The organism is Oerskovia sp. USHLN155 (genome assembly GCF_037145535.1).
Classification (GTDB): Bacteria; Actinomycetota; Actinomycetes; order Actinomycetales; family Cellulomonadaceae; genus Oerskovia; species Oerskovia rustica.
Map to the genome: position 1 here is coordinate 41,723 of NZ_JBBCXG010000015.1, position 14,552 is coordinate 56,274.

Genomic DNA, 14,552 nt, shown 5'->3' on the forward strand with positions numbered 1-14,552 from the left:
GTCATGCTCACGTATCTCGCAGGGCAGGCGCTGCTCGTCGTCGGGATCCTGCGCCGCGACGTGCAGGACGCGTCCGCTGCGGGCCCGGCCGGCGGGGCACCGGCGGTCGCAGGCGGAGCGGCGGGCGCACCGTCGGCCTGAGCGGGCCGTGGTCCTGCTGCGCAGAGCCGGCAGGAACGTGAACGACCGTGGGGGCGACCCGGGCACCCCGGCGCACCCACCGTCGGTCACCCCGTCGGGAGGCACAGCCCACGCCGATCGCCGTGATCGGGACGTCGAGCGGTGCGCCCGAGCCGTCGCGGCGCTGGTCGACGGGCGGCAGCTCGACGGGCTGGCCCGCGGACCCCACGGCCCGGCCGGGACCGCGGCCGACCCACGCGAAGATGAGCGTGTCCTCGCCCTTGAGGAACCGCTGGGCGCGGACGCCGCCCGTCGCGCGGCCCTTGCCGGGGTAGAGCTCGTACGGGGTGACCTTGCCCGAGCCTGCCTGCGTGCCCGGCAGGGCGTCGGAGGCGCCGGCGATGGTCACTACCGTCATGAGGTCGCGGCTCGCGGCGTCGATCACGCCGAAGAACGTGACCTGCTGGCCCGGGGCGAGCTTGATGCCCGCCATGCCCGCCGCGCTGCGTCCCTGCGGGCGTACGGCCGACGCGTCGAAGTGCAGCAGGCTCGCGTCGGAGCTCACGAAGACGAGCTCGTCCGCCTCGGTCACGGGGGCCGCGCCGACCACGGCGTCGCCCTCCTTGAGCGAGATGACCTCCCAGGTGTCCCTGTTGGTCGGCATGTCGCCCGCGATGACGCGCTTGACGACGCCGCCCGCGGTGCCGAGCGCGAGCGTGGGGGCGTCGGGGTCGAGGGACACGATCGTCAGCGGCTTCTCGCCGGCCTCGAGGCTCACGATCTCGCTCAGGGGCACGCCGCCGGACAGGCTCGGGGCGCCGTCGGTCGGCGGGAGGGCGGGCAGGTCGAGCACTGAGAGCCGCACGATGCGGCCCTTGCTCGTCACGAGCCCGACGTCGCTGCGCACGCTGGCCGGCACGGCGCCGCTCAGGGCGTCGTGCGAGTGGCGGCGGCCGCCGGTGCCCGGCTCGGTCGCGTCGCCCGTGCGGGCCAGGAGCCCAGTCGCGGACATCAGCGCCCAGCACGGGGTGTCCTCGACCTCGAGCGGGACGGCCGAGATGGTGCCCAGCACGCCCTGCGCGGACGTGGGGGACGCGCCCGCCGACTCGAGCAGGATGGTGCGTCGCGGCGTCCCGTAGACCTTCGCGACCTCCTTCATCTCCGCGGAGACGACCGCGCGGAGCTTGGCCTCGTCGCCGAGGATCTCCTCGAGCTGGGCGATCTCCAGGCGCAGCGCCTCCTGCTCCTTCTCGAGCTCGAGGCGCGAGAACTTGGTCAGGCGGCGCAGGCGCAGCTCGAGGATGTACTCGGCCTGCGGCTCGGACAGGTCGAAGACCTCGCGCAGACGGGTGCGCGCCGTCTCGGCGTCGTCGCTCGACCGGATGACCTGGATGACCTCGTCGATGTCGACGATCGCGAGCAGCAGGCCCTCGACCAGGTGCAGGCGTTCCTTGCGCTTGGCGAGGCGGTAGGAGCTGCGACGACGGACGACGTCGATACGGTGGTCGACCCACACCTGGAGGAGCTCGCGCAGGCCGAGCGTGCGGGGCTGTCCCTCGACGAGCGCGACGTTGTTGATGCCGAACGAGTCCTCGAGCGGCGTGACCTTGTAGAGCTGTTCGAGCACGGCCTCGGGGTTGAAGCCCGTCTTGATCTCGACGACGAGGCGCAGCCCGTGCGCGCGGTCCGTCAGGTCTGTCGCGTTGGTGATGCCGACGAGCTTCTTCGACTTCACGCCCTCGGCGATCTTCTCGATGACCTTCTCCGGCCCCACGAGGTAGGGGAGCTCGGTGAAGACGATGCCCTTGCGCTTGGCCGTGATGTTCTCGATGCGCGCGGTGGCCCGGGTGCGGAACGAGCCGCGCCCCGTGCGGTAGGCGTCGCGGATGCCGTCGAGGCCGACGATCTTGCCGCCGCCCGGCAGGTCCGGGCCGGGGACGAAGCGCATGAGCGCGTCGAGGTCCGCGGTCGGGTGCGTGATGAGGTGCTGGGCCGCGGCGACGACCTCGACCAGGTTGTGCGGGGCCATGTTGGTCGCCATGCCGACCGCGATGCCCGCGGCGCCGTTGACGAGCAGGTTCGGGATCGCGGAGGGCAGGACCTCGGGCTGGGTCAGCTTGTTGTCGTAGTTCGGGATGAAGTCGACGACGTCCTCGTCGAGCCCGATCGTCATGGCCATCGCGGCGCTCGCGAGGCGCGCCTCGGTGTAGCGCGGCGCGGCGGGTCCGTCGTCGAGCGACCCGAAGTTCCCGTGGCCGTCGACGAGCGGCAGGCGCAGCGAGAACGGCTGGGCCAGGCGCACCAGGGCGTCGTAGATCGCGGTGTCGCCGTGGGGGTGGAGCTTGCCCATGACCTCGCCGACGACGCGCGCCGACTTCACGTGCCCGCGTTCCGGGCGCAGCCCCATGTCGGACATCTGGAACAGGATGCGGCGCTGGACGGGCTTGAGCCCGTCGCGCGCGTCCGGCAGCGCGCGGGCGTAGATGACCGAGTACGCGTACTCGAGGAAGGACCCCTCCATCTCCGTCGTGACGTCGATGTCGATGATCTTCTCGTGGACCTCGCTCGGGTCGAGCGGGGCTTTCGAGGCGGACGGTCTGCGCGCCATGGGTCGTCGGGCTCCTGCGGGTCGATGGGTCGGGTGCTTCGGTGCGGTCGGCGGTGCGGTCGGCGGGCCGGACGGCCGGGCACGAGTGCTCGTCGGCGAACGGTAGCGCGGCCCACCGACATCCGGGCCCTCATTCTCCCGCGCGCCGGGCGCGCCGCTGACCAGCGTCGCTCCGACCAGTAGCCTAGGGCGGGTGAACGGACACGACGTCCCGGCCGACCCTGACCCGGCGCCGCAGCCGGACCAGTACCCGGTCGAGTGGGAGGCCGACGTCGTGCTGCGCGACGGCACGACGACGCACGTGCGTCCGATCCGGCCCTCCGACGCCGCGGCGCTCCAGCGCTTCCACATGGGCCAGAGCGAACGCTCGACGTACCTGCGCTTCTTCGCGAACATCGAGCGGCTCTCGGACCGGGACCTCGAGCGCTTCACGGTCGTCGACCACGCCGAGCGCGTGGCTCTGGTCGCGGTCAAGCGGGTGGGCCAGGACCTGCGCGAGGACATCATCGGCGTCGCGCGCTTCGACAAGGTCGCCCCGCACGAGGCCGAGGTCGCCTTCAACATCGCCGACGCCGAGCAGGGGCGCGGCCTCGGGTCGGTCCTCCTGGAGCACCTGGCGGCCGCGGCCCGCGAGCGTGGCGTGCGCAGGTTCAGTGCCGAGGTGCTGCCGCAGAACGGCAAGATGCTCGCGGTCTTCCAGGAGGCCGGTTACGTCGTGAGCCAGCACGTCGACGACGGGATCGTCGCGGTGAGCGTCGACCTCGACCCGACGGACCGCTCGCGCGAGGTCATGGCGGACCGTGAGCACCGCGCCGAGGCGCGGTCCATGCACGGCCTGCTCACGGCCCGCCGGGTCCTGCTCGTGGGCCCCGGCCCGACGGCGGCGCCCGGCACCGCGGAGCGGCTCCTGGCCGAGCGTGTGCTCGCCAACGCCCTCCGTGACCCGGGCGACGGGACGTTCGAGGTGGTCGGCCTCACCGCGCCCGGCAGCCCCGAGCTCCCGGTCCAGACCGCGGGCGAGCACCGCGGGGAGCGGCACGGCGGAGAGGGTCCGAGCCACGTCGAGGAGCCGGAGGGGCCGCACCATCACGATCACGGCTCCGCGCACGGGCACCTGCACGACGCCGCGGCGGCTGCCGAGCTCGTCGAGGAGCTGGTCGAGGAGCTCGACGACGAGGCCGCCGGGCCCCCGGTCCGCTTCCGGGCCCGCATCGCGGACGTCCCCGGGCCCGTGGACCTCGCGCTGCTGGCGCTGCCCCCGCGCGAGGCGATCGCCGCGACGGCCGAGCTCGAACGCCTCGGGGTGCGCGCCGTCGTCGTGCTCTCCGCGGGCTTCGCCGAGACCGGACCCGACGGGCTCGCGCTCCAGCGCGACCTCCTGCGCACCGCGCACACCGCGGGCATGCGCGTGGTCGGCCCCGCGACCTACGGGCTCCTGACGACGCACGCGGGGCACAGGCTCAACGCGAGCCTCGCCGAGGTCGAGCCGGTCGCGGGCAGCATCGGGATCTTCTGCCAGTCCGCGCCCACGGCCGTGACTCTCCTGGCGACGGCGCTGCGCCGCGGGATCGGCATCTCGTCGTTCGTGTCGGCCGGGCACCGCGCGGACGTCTCGGGCAACGACCTCATGCAGTTCTGGCAGGACGACCCCGAGACGTCGGTCGTGTGCCTGTACCTCGAGTCGATCGGGAACCCCCGCAAGTTCTCCCGCATCGCCCGACGGCTGGCGTCGGTCAAGCCGGTCGTGGTCGTGACCGCGGGGCGCTCTGGGCAGGTCGTGCCGCCCGGTCACGCGGTCCGCTCGACGCGCGCCCCGCGCCGCACGCTCGACGAGATGCTGCGCCAGTCCGGGGTGATCCACGCCGAGAACACCCACCACCTCGTCGACATCGCCCAGCTCCTCGCGAACCAGCCGCTGCCGTCCGGGCGGCGCATCGGGATCCTCGCGTCGTCGGCCGCGCTGACCGCGCTCGTCGCGGAGGCCGTGGTCTCGGCCGGGCTCGTGGTCTCCGACTGCTCGACCTTCCTGCCCGAGGACGCCGACGACGAGCGGATCGAGAGCGCGGTCGCCGCCCTCTACGCCCCGGACGCGTGCGACGTCGTCGTCGCGGTGCACGTCCCCACCGTCCGACCCCGCGTCGGCACCGTCTCGCGGGCCGTCGCCCGGGCGGCCGCGGCGAGCGGACGCACCACGGTCGCGAGCGTCCTCGGGCTCCACGGCCTCGCCGCCGAGCTCAGCGCACCGAACCCTGCGGACCCCGACGGGCCGCGCCTGCACGTGCCCGCCTACTCGACGCCGGAGGACGCCGTCGCGGCGGTCGGCGCGGTCGTCGGGTACGCGCGCTGGCGCGACGCCGACCACGGCACGGTCGACCGTCCCGCGGACGTCGACTCCGACCGCGCCCGGGCGATCGTCGAGGGCGCCCTCGCGGGCGACTCGGTGGTCGACCTCGACGCAGGGACCACGGCCCGGCTCCTCGCGGCGTACGGCATCGAGCTGTGGCCCTCGCGCCGCGTCCGCACGGCCGACGAGGCCGTGGCCGCGGCGCACGAGATCGGCTGGCCCGTCGCGCTCAAGAGCACCGCTGAGTCGCTGCGCCACCGGGCGGACCTGGGCGGCGTACGCCTCGACATCGGCGACGAGGACGAGCTGCGCGCCGACGTCGAGCAGATGAGGGCCTCGCTCGCGGCCGTGCTGCCCGCGGGGAACCCGGGGCGCGCCACGACGGGGGAGGCCGGCACCGGGGCCGACGGGCACACGGGCCCCGCACCCTTCGAGGTCCAGCGCATGGCCGACGCGGGTGTGGCGTGCGTCGTGCGCTCGACCGAGGACCAGCTCTTCGGGCCGGTCGTCTCGTTCGGTCTCGCGGGCGACGCCGTCGACCTCCTGGGCGACGTGAGCTACGGCGTGCCCCCGCTCACCGACGTCGACGTCGCCACGATGGTGCGCTCGATCCGGGCCGCGCCCCGCCTGTTCGGCTACATGGGGGCGCCCGTGGCGGACACCGCGGCGCTCGAGGACCTGCTCTCCCGCATGTCGCTCATGGCCGACGAGCTGCCCGAGCTGCGCAGCGTCGAGCTCTACCCGGTCGTGGTCGCCGAGCACGGCGCGGCGGTGCTCGGGGCGCGGGTCCAGGTGGCCGGCGCGCAGCGGGCCGACACCCTGCGCCGCGCGCTCCCGGGCTGAGCGGTCCCAGGCGCGCGGGCGGGCTGGCCCCGCCGCGCCGTGCGGTGGGAGAATGCGCGGGTGCCATCTGCTGAATCCCCCTCCCGGACCGACCTGACCTCCCAGCTGCGCCGCGCGGGCTACTACCCGGAGCTCGTGCAGGACGTGCTCGACGTCGCCATCGCCGGGGAGGACCTCGTGTCCCACCTCGTCTACGTCGAGACGACGTTCGACGTCGAGGTCCGCCGCCACCTGACGGTCCTGGTCCTCACGCCGACCCGCCTGATCACCGCGCACGTGGACGACCACCCCGCGGACAGCGAGAACCCGTCCGCGTCGGCCGCGGCGACGACCGAGTCGGTGCCGATCTCCGAGCTGCGCTCGGTCTCGTTGTCGCACGTGGTCGTCGACCCGGAGAAGCACCGCAGCGGCACGCCGCCCATCGAGGTGACGCTCGCGATCGGCTGGGGAGCCGTGTCCCGGGTGGACCTGGAGCCGGCGCAGTGCCCCGACCCGGGCTGCGAGGCGGACCACGGCCTGACGGGGCAGATCACGCCCGACGACATCGTGGTGCGCGTGAGCGCCGAGGCGGAAGGGCGCGACGCGGTGCGCAACGCCCTCGCGTTCGCCAAGGCCCTGTCGGCGGCGACGGCCCACGGCGTGGGCCGGGCGAGCCGGTGACGGTCCTGCCCGAGGTCCTCCCGGACGGGCTCCTCGCCCCGCGTTACGACGGGCTCGCCCTGAGCTCGGTCCTGCCCGGTGCGGCGGGCGCCCTGGGGCTGGACCTCACGACCACGACCGGCACGAGCTCCCTGCGGGCCCGGGCGGACCTGGGCCTGCCCGCCGCAGACCGGGTGTGCGTCGTGCTCGTCGACGGCCTGGGCCACGCGAACCTCACCGAGCGGGCGGGCCACGCGCCGTTCCTGCGCTCGCTGCTCGGCACCTCACGCGTCCTCACGTCGAGCTTCCCCAGCACGACGGCCGCGGCGATCGGCACGTTCGGGACAGGGACGTCACCAGGTCGCACCGGCATGCTCGGCTACACCCAGCGCGACACCGTCTCCGGTCGGCTCGCGAACATGGTCTCGTGGGACGGCGCCGCCGACCCGCGCGACCTGCAGCAGGAACCGCCCGTGCTGGAGCGCCTGGCCGAGGCCGGGGTCGAGGTCTCCTCGGTCGGTCCCGCCAGGTTCGCGGGTTCGGGCATGACCGTGGCCGCGCTGCGCGGCGCACGCTATCTCGCGGCCGAGTCCATCGCGGACCGCGTCGACACCGTGGCGTTCGAGCTCACGGCCCCCGGGATCGTCTACCTCTACTGGGGCGACGTCGACAAGGCCGGTCACCACCACGGCTGGCGCTCCCGGCAGTGGGGCGACGCGCTGTCGGACCTGGACCGCGAGCTCGGGCGCCTCGCCCGGTCGCTGCCGCACGGCACCCTGCTGATCGTGACGGCCGACCACGGCATGGTCGACGTCGACCGCTCGAAGCGCTGGGACGTCGCGAAGACCCCGGAGCTGGGGCGTGGTGTCGACCTCGTGGGTGGCGAGCCCCGTGCGGTGCACGTCTACGCCCGCCCGGACCAGGCCTCCTCGGTCGCGGCGCGCTGGTCGTCCGTCCTGGGCGACGACGCGATCGTGGCGCTGCGCGAGGACGCCGTGGCCGCGGGCTGGTTCGGCCCCGTCGCCGACCATGTGCTCCCTGCGATCGGGGACGTCGTCGTCGCGATGCGTGGCCGTGCCACCGTCGTGGACTCCCGCACGCAGACCGCGGCCTCCCTCCAGCTCGTCGGCGTCCACGGCTCGCTGACCCGCACCGAGATGCAGGTCCCGCTGCTCGTCACGACCACCTGAGCACGAACCCACCCCACCCGGTCCTGACCTACGGCCGGGTGTCCTCAGGGGACCGTCCCCCGTACCCGAAAGGCCCACGACCGTGGCAGAGCTGGTCTTCTTCTCCGGCACGATGGACTGCGGCAAGTCCACCCTCGCCCTGCAGCTCGACCACAACCATTCCGCGCGTGGTCGGACGGGTCTCAAGTTCTCCCGCAACGACCGTGCCGGGACGGACCGGCTCTCCTCGCGCCTCGGCCTCGAGGTCGCCGCGCACGAGGTACGGGACGACACCGACTTCTGGTCGTTCGTGGTGGACGCGCGCCGGCACGGTGAGACCGTCGACTACCTGATCTGCGACGAGGCCCAGTTCTACTCGACGACCCAGGTCGAGCAGCTCGCACGCCTGGTGGACGAGGTCGAGATCGACGTGTTCGCGTTCGGCATCACGGCGGACTTCCGCTCCCACCTGTTCCCGGGCTCCGCGCGGCTCATCGAGCTGGCGGACCGGGTCGAGGTGCTCCAGGTGCAGGCGCTGTGCTGGTGCGGGGCCCGCGCGACCCACAACGCGCGCACGGTCGACGGCTGGATGGTCGTCGAGGGGGCGCAGGTCGTGGTCGGCGACACGGGGGACAGCGAGAGCGAGGTCGCGTACGAGGTCCTGTGCCGACGGCACCACATGAGACGCATGACCTCTGCGTCGGCCCGGCTGCGCTCGGCGACCGGGGACGGGCTGGTCCTCGAGCTGTCGGACGACCCGGCCACACGCTGAGCCGGCGGCGACGCCGCGCGCAAGGAACCCCGGGGACGCCGCGGACGAGGGGGCGCGGAGGGACACGGCCCCTCGCCCGTCGCAGGTCAGTGCTCGGGCTTGGCCCCGAAGACGATCTCGTCCCAGCTGGGGACGCTCGCCCGCGGCTTGCGACCGCTGCGCCGTGGCTCGGCCGGGTGCGCCGCAGGCTCGGTGCGGTTCCCGGCGTCCTCGCGCCGGGAGCGCGGCGCGCTGGCCGGTGCGTCGTCTGGGTCGACGTCGGCCGTACGGTCGTCGCCGGTGCGGCGCTCGCGGTTTCCCGACCCTGCGGGGTGGGCGTCGCGCGAGTCCTGGTCAGGAGGCACCTCGGACGGGTCGAGCCCCTCGTCCCGGCCCGCGCCCCGGCGGGCCGACCGTGACGGGTGAGCGCCGTCGTCGGGCCGGTGGTGCGCTCCTTGGCGCCCGCCCTGACCCAGGGTGATGACCTTGGCCCCTGCGGGCTCCTCGTCGCCGCGCGAGTCGTCGCGGCGCGACGACCGGTCGCCCAGGTCGAAGGTCTGCGGAGGGCCGAAGCCCTCGAAGATCGCCGGGTCCTCGTCGCGGTGCGCGCGCACCCCGCGCCGCTGGCTGAGGTCGTCGAGGATCGACGTCGTCTCGTCGTGCACCGGCAGGGTCTCGACGACCGGCGTGCTCGCGGGCTCGTCCGACGAGTCGGTGCCAGCCCGCTCGGGCGACGGTGCGGACGGCGCCTGGCCGCCCCCGCGTGCAGCGTGGTCGAAGATCGCGCCGCGCACGCCGCGCACGGGCTCGGCCTCGGGCGAGGCGCCGGACAACCAGCGGGCCTCGTCCTCGAGGGCGTGCAGAGAGCGGGACTGGGGGTCGTACGACCAGCGCGCGCTGCGGGCACGGTCGCCGATCAGGAAGAGCGCCGTGACGGTCCACGGCGCCCCGTGGGGGCGGGCCGCGGACCACTCGACGTCCTCGGGCTCGACGCCGCGGGCGGTCAGTCGCTCGGTGACGAGCTCGCCCAGGGTGGGGGAGCCCTCGTCGTGCCCCAGGCGGTTCTTGCGGACCTGCTCGACGACGAACTCCTGCTCGGCGAGCACGGGCCCCTCGAAGCGGCGCACCTGCTCGATCGGGATGCCGGCCTTCTCGGCGACCTCACGGGCGCTGTGGCCCGCGCGCAGCTGGGACTGGATCTCCCGCACGGGCAGGACCCCGGGGGCCTGGGCCCGCAGCTGTTCGAGCTGGGTGCGGTCGCGGCGTACGGCAGCGCGCAACGCGTCGTCGATGGGCAGCGTGAACCGCGCACCGTCCGCTCCGGCGAGGACGAGGGTCTCCCCGTCCTCGTGCAACCTCACCAGCTCGAGCTCGTTCATGAATCCTCCCACGCCGTGCAGACCGGCTCGTCGCCGGTGGGCCTGCACTCCCGAGAGTGCCATCCCGGATCGCCCGCGCGGCGCAGGCGGCTCGGTGTGCCGCGTTCCGGGGTCTGCTGGGATGATTCTCCCCGTGATCGAGTTCCCGATGGACGACGTCCTCGAGCTGGGCGCTGTGTTCTGCGCCGCGCTGTCCGGCGGGCTGTCCGCGATCCGCAAGTCCTTCGACATCTTCGGGGTGCTCGTGCTCGCATGGGCGACGGGCCTGGGCGGCGGGATCCTTCGCGACGTGCTCATCGGCGCGACGCCTCCCGTGGGGATCTCGAGCTGGCGCCTCGTGGTGGCCGCGCTGGCCGCGGGGGTGGTCATCTACTTCTTCCACCCGCGCCTCGAACGGATGCGGCGCGGGATCATCGTGCTCGACGCGGGAGCGCTCGCGCTGTTCGTGATCGTCGGGACGACCAAGGGGCTCGACTACGGGGTCGGCCTCATGGCCGCGGTGATCGTCGGCACCCTGACGGGGATCGGCGGCGGGGTCCTGCGCGACCTGCTCACGAGCGAGGCGCCTCTCATCCTCCAGGACCGCCAGCTCTACGCGGTGCCCGCGATCGTCGGCGCGTCGATCACCGCCGTCCTGTGGCGTGAGGGGTGGCTCACGGGGTGGACGCAGCTCGCGACGATTGCGCTGATCTTCGGCTTCCGGCTGGTCTCGCTGCGCCTCGGGTGGACCGTCCCCGGTCCGTGGTCGGGTCGTCGCGGCGGCGCGGGGTCGGGCAGGATGTAATGCGTGACCTCCTTCATCGATGACCCCCGCCTGCCCGACGACGTCACCGTCGCGGAGCTGCGAGCCCTCGCCGAGCGCCTGGCCCGGGAGGCCGGGGCGCTCGTGCGCGACGGCCGCCCCGAGCACGTCGAGGTGGCCGCGACCAAGTCGAGCGCGGTCGACGTCGTGACGGCCATGGACGCCGAGTCGGAGGCTCTGCTGCGGCGCATCATCGCCCGCGAGCGTCCCGACGACGCGATCCTCGGCGAGGAGGAGGGGGCGTCGGCGGGCACGTCCGGGCTGACGTGGGTCATCGACCCGATCGACGGCACGGTCAACTACCTGTACTCGGTCGCCTCGTACGCGATCTCGGTCGCCGTGGTGGCCGGTCCTCCCGACCCGGCCGAGTGGACCGTGCTCGCCGGTGCCGTGCACTCGATCGTCGACGGCCGCACCTGGACGGCCGGGCTCGGCGCGGGTGCGACCCTCGACGGCGAGCCCGTGGCCGTCAACCCCGCGGGCCCTCTCGCGACGTCCCTCGTCGGGACGGGCTTCGGTTACGACGCCGACCGGCGGCGCCACCAGGCGCAGGTGCTCGTGGACGTGCTGCCGAGGGTGCGCGACATCCGCCGGCTCGGTTCGGCGGCGATCGACCTGTGCCTCGTCGCGACCGGCAGCCTGGACCTGTACTACGAGCGCGGCCTCAACCCCTGGGACCTCGCTGCGGGAGCGCTCGTCGCGCAGGAGGCCGGTGCGACCGTGACGGGCCTGCACGGCCGCGCGGCGGGGGTCGACATGACGGTCGCGGGTCCGCCGCAGGCCGTGTCGGACCTGGTGGCGCTCCTGGAGGCGGCCGGTGCCGATTCCGACGGCTCCAGGTGAGGGAATCCGTCGGGCCTCGTGAGAGGTGACGAGGACCACTCGCGTCGGGGATGCGCCCGCGCGGTAAATGGTGCAGAATCCGTTCGCCCCCGGGAACAATTCCCGGCGGCGGAGCATTACACCGCGTACACCAGTCAGGACGTCCAGCAACACGTCCTACGGAGTGCCTGTTCGACGGCCTTCGCCGGACCGAACGACCCCCATGTTCGACCACGACGTTCCGGAGTGTGACCCCACAGATGGCAACTGACTACGACGCCCCCCGCAAGAGCGAAGAGGATCTCAGCGAGGACTCGATCCAAGAGCTGCAGGCTCGTCGCTCCGACAAGAGCTCGGGCGTTGTGGACGAAGACGAGACCGAGGCTGCGGAAGGGTTCGAGCTCCCGGGCGCGGACCTCTCCGGCGAAGAGCTCTCGGTCCGCGTGCTGCCTCGACAGGCTGACGAGTTCACCTGTTCGAGCTGCTTCCTCGTGCACCACCGCAGCCAGCTCGCGTACGAGAAGAACGGGCAGCAGATCTGCTCGGAGTGCGCGGCCTGACGGCCTGAGCCCCAACGACGGACGGCCGCCACCCCACGAGGGGTGGCGGCCGTCCGCGCGTCCGGGGTCAGCGGGGGGGCGGTCCGGCGTCGGTCGTGGCGCCCGGAGCCCCTGGACCGGTCGCCGGGGCGCTCGCGGCCAGGGCCGCGGCGAGCTCGGCGGGGTGCCGCGTGGAGACGAGCCAGTACGGGGTCGGGTCGGCCGGGTCGACGAGCTCGACGCGTACCCCGGTCCGGGCCCAGGCCCGCAGGCAGACGTACGCCCGGGCGTCGAGCGAGGGGCCGAGCTCGCGGGTCATCGCCGCACGGTCGAGCACCGTGGTGGTCCCGAGGAGCGACGTCGGGATCGTGGCCCGGCCGGCGCGCAGCATCCGCAGGCCGTCCGGGCCGGGGGAGACCGAGACCACGGGGGAGGTCCACCACGCGAGCACGACGAGGACCACGAGAGCCACGACCGCCGTGCTGATCGACAGCACGTCGTCGACGGGCCAGAGCGCCACACCGAGGATGACGGCGAAGGCGACGGCGGCGGACCACCCGCCCGGGCCGGGGAGCAGGCGTTCGCTGTAGGCAGGGGCAGGCTGAGGCATGAGCCCATCATCCCAGGTCCGTCCGGCGTGCTCGCCGCGTGTCCGGAGGGAGCGGGAGCACGGCCCGGCGCCCGAGGGTGTTCGCGGGTCCGCCCGCCGCGGACTAGGCTCTGCGGGTGCCCATCGACGAACCGGCGGCTCCGACCGCCCTCGCGCCCGTGCCCGCCCGACCGGGCGACGTCGAGGTGCTGGTCCAGCTCCTCGACGACGTGACCCCCGTCCCCGCCTACGCCCACCCCGGCGACGCCGGCGCGGACCTCGTGACCACCGTCGACGTGGAGATCGCGCCGCAGGGCCGCGCGACCGTCCCGACGGGGCTCGCGATCGCGCTGCCCGACGGCTACGCCGCGTTCGTCCACCCCCGTTCGGGCCTCGCGGCCCGGCACGGCCTGACGATCGTCAACGCCCCGGGGACCGTCGACGCGGGCTACCGCGGCGAGATCAAGGTGGTCCTGCACAACACGGACCCGCAGACCTCCGTCGTGCTGCACCGTGGCGACCGCATCGCCCAGCTCGTGGTCCAGAAGGTCGAGCACGCGCGCTTCCTGCAGGCCGAGCGGCTGCCCGGCTCGCACCGCGGCGAGGGCGGGTTCGGGTCGAGCGGCGGGTGGGTCGCCGCGCAGTGAGCCCCGTGACGCGGGGGGTGTTCGCCCGTGGCCAAGGACGGTCACGCAGGCGGCGCAGCGGTCTAGGGTGGTAGGAGCAGGGGTCGGTTCTGCCGTCCCGAACGAGCCGTGGTCGATGGTCGACACGGCGAAGAGCTGAAGGAGAACGTCCGTGGGTTTGTTCCGGCGTAGTGCGTCGCAGAAGTCGAGCGACGAAGCGGTCGCCGCCGAGGGCTCCGGGACCGAGGAGACCGCAGCAGACGCGGTCGGCACCCCGGGGACCCAGGCGCCGGTCGTGCCCGCGGCGGGCGCTCGTGGCCCGTTCGACTCCTCGCAGGTGAGCGAGCTCGGTGCCCGCGCGGACCTCGGAGCCATCTGGCTGCCGGGCGTCCCGGGCATGGAGCTGCGCATGGAGGTCGACAAGAAGACGCAGAAGATCACGGGGGCCGCCGTGGCGGTCAACGGTTCCGCCCTGCAGATCCAGGCCTTCGCGGCGCCCAAGACCATGGGCATCTGGGACGAGATCCGCGAGGAGATCGCGGAGTCCGTGCGTCAGCAGGGCGGGACGGTCGACGACATCCCCGGCACGTTCGGTCGCGAGCTGCTCGCGAAGCTCCCGGCCACGGGGCCGGACGGTCAGAAGGGCTTCCGTGCGGCCCGGTTCGTCGGTGTCGACGGCCCGCGCTGGTTCCTGCGGGGTGTCCTGACGGGCAAGGCCGCTGCGGACCCGGAGGCGGCCCGGCTGCTCGAGTCGGTCTTCGCGAACATCGTCGTGGTCCGTGACCAGAACGCGCGCCCGCCCCGCGACCTCCTCGCGATGCACCTTCCCGGCCAGGCGCAGCGTCCCGCTGCCGCCGCCCCCGAGGGCGCGGCTCCCTCGCTCCCGACCTTCGACCCGCTCACGCGCGGGCCGGAGATCACCGAGAGGCGCTGACCATGACGCTGCGTCAGGCCCTGCACTCCGTGCTGGCCTCCCAGGAGGAGATCGCCGCGGACGAGGAGCGTCACGACTCGGCCAGCCAGGTCGGGTGCTCGGCCGTCTCCGACCTCGCGAACCGCAAGCGCGCGACCGTCTCGGGCGTCATGCGCTCGGTCATCCTGCGCCCCCGTGAGGGCGTGCCCACGGTCGAGGCCGAGCTCTACGACGGGTCGGGCTCGCTCGACCTGGTCTGGCTCGGTCGTCGCCGCATCGCCGGCGTCGAGCCGGGACGTCGCGTCCGCGTCGAGGGGCTGGTCTGCGAGATCGCGGGTCGGCGCACCATGTTCAACCCCCGCTACGAGCTGCGCCCCCGCGCAGGCGAGTGAGTCCGTGACCCTTCCT

Annotated in this window: 13 protein-coding genes; 10 read left to right on the plus strand and 3 right to left on the minus strand. The window is 73.9% G+C overall.

Features of this window, described 5'->3' with window-relative positions; genetic code table 11:
• Positions 1-7 precede the first annotated feature (7 nt).
• Positions 8-2,728, minus strand: a complete 2,721-nt coding sequence (locus WFH32_RS18410; protein WP_336708743.1) for a DNA gyrase/topoisomerase IV subunit A — start codon at positions 2,726-2,728, stop codon at positions 8-10.
• A 193-nt stretch (positions 2,729-2,921) separates the two neighbouring features.
• Here WFH32_RS18410 and WFH32_RS18415 point away from each other — a divergent pair, with 193 nt between their 5' ends.
• The 4 genes from WFH32_RS18415 to WFH32_RS18430 all read left to right on the plus strand — a co-directional run bounded on the left by WFH32_RS18415 (position 2,922) and on the right by WFH32_RS18430 (position 8,495).
• Positions 2,922-5,915: a bifunctional acetate--CoA ligase family protein/GNAT family N-acetyltransferase gene (locus WFH32_RS18415; RefSeq protein WP_336708745.1), complete on the plus strand. Its 2,994-nt coding sequence runs from the start codon at positions 2,922-2,924 to the stop codon at positions 5,913-5,915.
• Between the two features lie 60 nt (positions 5,916-5,975).
• Complete coding sequence (locus WFH32_RS18420) at positions 5,976-6,575, plus strand: DUF5998 family protein (protein ID WP_138824282.1); 600 nt, start codon at positions 5,976-5,978, stop codon at positions 6,573-6,575.
• Positions 6,572-7,744 carry an alkaline phosphatase family protein gene (locus tag WFH32_RS18425; RefSeq protein WP_191795215.1) on the plus strand — a complete coding sequence of 391 codons (1,173 nt, stop codon included), beginning with the start codon at positions 6,572-6,574 and terminating at the stop codon, positions 7,742-7,744. Before WFH32_RS18420 ends, WFH32_RS18425 begins: the two co-directional genes overlap by 4 nt.
• Positions 7,745-7,826: 82 nt before the next feature.
• On the plus strand, positions 7,827-8,495 hold the full coding sequence (locus WFH32_RS18430; RefSeq protein WP_191795217.1) for a thymidine kinase: 669 nt from the start codon (positions 7,827-7,829) through the stop codon (positions 8,493-8,495).
• 86 nt (positions 8,496-8,581) lie between these two features.
• On the opposite strand, the gene sepH is transcribed toward WFH32_RS18430, so the two are convergent.
• Complete coding sequence (gene sepH, locus WFH32_RS18435) at positions 8,582-9,853, minus strand: septation protein SepH (RefSeq protein WP_336708747.1); 1,272 nt, start codon at positions 9,851-9,853, stop codon at positions 8,582-8,584.
• A 133-nt stretch (positions 9,854-9,986) separates the two neighbouring features.
• Between sepH and WFH32_RS18440 the strand changes: the two genes are divergently transcribed.
• The 3 genes from WFH32_RS18440 (at position 9,987) to WFH32_RS18450 (ending at position 12,037) form a co-directional block, all read left to right on the plus strand.
• On the plus strand, positions 9,987-10,637 hold the full coding sequence (locus WFH32_RS18440) for a trimeric intracellular cation channel family protein (RefSeq protein ID WP_318243982.1): 651 nt from the start codon (positions 9,987-9,989) through the stop codon (positions 10,635-10,637).
• A gap of 3 nt (positions 10,638-10,640) precedes the next feature.
• Positions 10,641-11,498, plus strand: a complete 858-nt coding sequence (locus tag WFH32_RS18445; RefSeq protein WP_318243983.1) for an inositol monophosphatase family protein — start codon at positions 10,641-10,643, stop codon at positions 11,496-11,498.
• A 239-nt stretch (positions 11,499-11,737) separates the two neighbouring features.
• A complete protein-coding gene (locus WFH32_RS18450) occupies positions 11,738-12,037 on the plus strand; it encodes a DUF4193 domain-containing protein (protein ID WP_030152516.1) in 300 nt (99 codons plus the stop codon).
• 67 nt (positions 12,038-12,104) lie between these two features.
• Here the strand turns inward: WFH32_RS18450 and WFH32_RS18455 are convergent, their stop codons facing one another.
• Positions 12,105-12,626, minus strand: coding sequence for a DUF3093 domain-containing protein (locus WFH32_RS18455; RefSeq protein WP_336708748.1), 522 nt, complete (start codon positions 12,624-12,626; stop codon positions 12,105-12,107).
• Positions 12,627-12,748: 122 nt separating this feature from the next.
• Here WFH32_RS18455 and dut point away from each other — a divergent pair, with 122 nt between their 5' ends.
• The 3 genes from dut (at position 12,749) to WFH32_RS18470 (ending at position 14,536) form a co-directional block, all read left to right on the plus strand.
• Positions 12,749-13,252, plus strand: a complete 504-nt coding sequence (gene dut, locus WFH32_RS18460; protein ID WP_318243991.1) for a dUTP diphosphatase — start codon at positions 12,749-12,751, stop codon at positions 13,250-13,252.
• A gap of 151 nt (positions 13,253-13,403) precedes the next feature.
• Entirely contained in the window at positions 13,404-14,165 is a 762-nt protein-coding gene (locus WFH32_RS18465) for a DUF3710 domain-containing protein (protein ID WP_191795224.1), read from the plus strand.
• A gap of 2 nt (positions 14,166-14,167) precedes the next feature.
• A complete protein-coding gene (locus WFH32_RS18470) occupies positions 14,168-14,536 on the plus strand; it encodes an OB-fold nucleic acid binding domain-containing protein (protein ID WP_138824289.1) in 369 nt (122 codons plus the stop codon).
• The last annotated feature ends 16 nt before the right edge of the window (positions 14,537-14,552 follow it).

Coding starts and splice junctions, on each gene's coding strand:
- WFH32_RS18470 (WP_138824289.1), top strand. CDS start 14,168: ATGACGCTGCGTCAGGCCCTGCACTCCGTGCTGGCCTCCCAGGAGGAG.
- WFH32_RS18455 (WP_336708748.1), bottom strand. CDS start 12,626: ATGCCTCAGCCTGCCCCTGCCTACAGCGAACGCCTGCTCCCCGGCCCG.
- WFH32_RS18410 (WP_336708743.1), bottom strand. CDS start 2,728: ATGGCGCGCAGACCGTCCGCCTCGAAAGCCCCGCTCGACCCGAGCGAG.
- sepH (WP_336708747.1), bottom strand. CDS start 9,853: ATGAACGAGCTCGAGCTGGTGAGGTTGCACGAGGACGGGGAGACCCTC.
- WFH32_RS18450 (WP_030152516.1), top strand. CDS start 11,738: ATGGCAACTGACTACGACGCCCCCCGCAAGAGCGAAGAGGATCTCAGC.